1 protein-coding gene is annotated in these 2,651 nt (G+C 61.3%); it reads left to right on the plus strand.

All coding sequences use genetic code 11. The features are described from left to right. Window positions 1-300: 300 nt before the first annotated feature. Window positions 301-2,651, plus strand: a 2,351-nt coding sequence (locus ACFWPX_RS36890) for an SDR family NAD(P)-dependent oxidoreductase (protein ID WP_378933750.1), incomplete at its 3' end; no start/stop codon positions are given.

Raw genomic sequence — 2,651 nt, forward strand, 5'->3', positions numbered from 1 at the left:
TATGCACGGGTTGGTGAGGTGAGTTCGGGTGGGATCGATGGGTCTGTCACGTTTTTCACTGATGAGGGTGATGTTGTGGCGGTGTTGGAGGGGGTTGCTTGTCGACGACTCCGAACGAACACGCCCACCAACGACCACCCCACGGAGGAGAACGGCGCACTGTACTCAACCGCGTGGGTTGCGGCGGACGAGCCGTCTCGGTCCATGTCGCCCGGTGTGCATGTTTTGCTGTCGAGCTCTGATACCGACGTCGACTTGCCGCAGGGGTGGGTCAACCGGGTCGTCCTGGACGCGGAGTCGGTGGACGACGTCCTGTCGGAAGAGGACTGGAGTGGTGTTGCGGTCCTGAGCGATGGGCGGGAGTCCGATGTGCACGTCGGGCTTCGTGTCCTGCAGATGTGTGCGGAGGGACGGGTCGTGTCACCGGACCGGTTGGTCTTCCTGACGGCGGGGACAACCGATGATGCAGGGTTGTCGGGGCTGGCTCGGACGGCTCGGCTGGAGCATCCTGAACTGGCGGTTCTCTGCGTCGAGGCATCGAGAGATCACCTTCAGCGAGCATTGGCCCTGAGTCGACGTAGCGATGTGGAGGACGAGTACCGACTCACTGATGACGGGGAACTGCAGACCCCGAGATTGCGGCGATATCCGGATACCGACCACGACTTGGTTGCCGACCAGGTTGATGCTCCATTCGGTGATGGATTTGTGGCTGCGCCGGATGCGACGTATGTGGTCAGTGGTGGTTTGGGCGCCTTGGGCTTGGTCGCGGCGAAGTTCCTGGTGGATCGAGGTGCGCGGCACTTGGTGTTGCTGTCGCGGTCTGCCGGGTCTGTTGTGCCGGAAGAGGTTTCACAATTGCGGCAGATCGCTCGGGTGGAGTGCGTGGCCTGCGACGTCAGTGACCTACGAAGTGTTCGCCAAGCGCAGGAGGCTGTGAGCCAGGCGGGAATGCCGTCGGTGGCTGGTGTTGTGCACGCTGCCGGTGTTTTGACTGATGGTGTGTTGGCGAATCAGTCCGGTGCGAAGTTGAAGTTGGCGTATGGGGCGAAGGTTCGGGGTGCGAGAAATCTGCGGAGTGTGTTCGCTCCGTTGGAGTTCTTGGTGTTGTTCTCTTCTGCGGCTGCGACTTTCGGTTCTGCGGGTCAGGGGAGTTATGCGGCGGCGAATGCGACGTTGGATGCGTTGGCGGAGTCGTGGTCGGCTCGGGGTGAGCGTGTGTTGTCGATTCAGTGGGGTGCGTGGTCGGAGGCGGGTATGGCGGTCCGTCACGACGCGGTGGCCCGTGCCAAAGCTTCTGGTTTCGGTGTGATCGACAACGCGCTCGGTACCGCGGTACTTGGCCGGCTGTTGGGTGGGGATGTCCGGGGGACGGTGTGTGTGTCTCCAATCGATTGGGGCACGTTGGGGTTGGATTCCCGGTTTGTTTCGCAGTTCACGACCCGACCAGCTGTTCCGGTTTCGTTGGGTGACAACGAGAGTGGCGGCTTCTCGGCAGATGAAATTCATGCTTTGGTTCGCAAGGCTGTCGCCGAGGCGATCGGTCGGTCGGTCGAGGATGACGATCCGTTGATGGCCAATGGTATGGATTCGTTGAGTGCGGTGTTGCTCGGTCAGAAGCTCGGCCGTGCGCTGGGAGTTTCCCTGGGTAGTGTGTTCGTGCTCAATCATCCGAGTATCGAAGAGTTGGTCGAAGGTCTCGTAGCGAAGTACGCCACCGCGCACACCACTCCCAACACGACACCAGGCGCTGAGAGGGCCGCAGCACAACAGGTTACGAACTCTGTCCGGCCAGTCGCCGAGCGGGCGAGCTCGGATAGCCCTGCGGTACAGGGTGCTTCGGCCCGCACGACCGTGAGTGTGAAGTCCGTCGACCCCGCTACACCTTCCATCGGGGATGACGAACCGATTGCGATCGTGGGCAGTGCGTGTCGGTTGCCCGGTGACGTGACCTCGCCCGCGGAGTTCTGGACGATGCTGCAGGCCGGGACCGACTGCGTCGGCGACGTCCCGATCTCACGATTCGACATCGATCAGGTGTTTGACCCGAGTCCGGATGCGGTGGGCCGCAGCTACACGCGGCGCGGCGCGTTCATGAGCGACGTCGAGTACTTCGATAGCGAATTCTTCGGGATCTCCACCGACGAAGCCAGAGTCATGGACCCCCAGCAGAGACTCCTGCTGGAAGTCGCCTACGAAGCCTTCCACCATGCCGGCTACGACAAGAAGAGTCTGCGTCGCCGTGACTTCGGTGTATTCGTAGGCGTCGCCAATCAAGACTGGATGATCGTTACCGGCGACCGAGGCGCGCACAATCCGTTCTTCGGTGCGGGAGTGTCGGGGTCGATCATGTCGAATCGGATCTCCTACCTGTTGGGGTTGACGGGCCCGAGTATGACGATCGATACGGCATGTTCGTCGTCGCTGGTCGCGGTCGACCTGGCGGTGGAGAAACTTCGGAGCGGTGTCTGTTCCGCGGCACTGGTCGGCGGCGTCAATGTCATGACGCACCATCGGACCTATGTGGGGTGCTGTTCGGCGAAGATGTTGTCGTTCGAGGGTCGTTGTGCGACTTTTGATGTGTCGGCTGATGGGTATTGTCGTGGTGAGGGTGTTGGTGCTGTTGTTTTGAAGCGTTTGAGTGATGCTGT

The organism is Nocardia sp. NPDC058518 (assembly GCF_042719655.1).
GTDB lineage: Bacteria > Actinomycetota > Actinomycetes > Mycobacteriales > Mycobacteriaceae > Nocardia.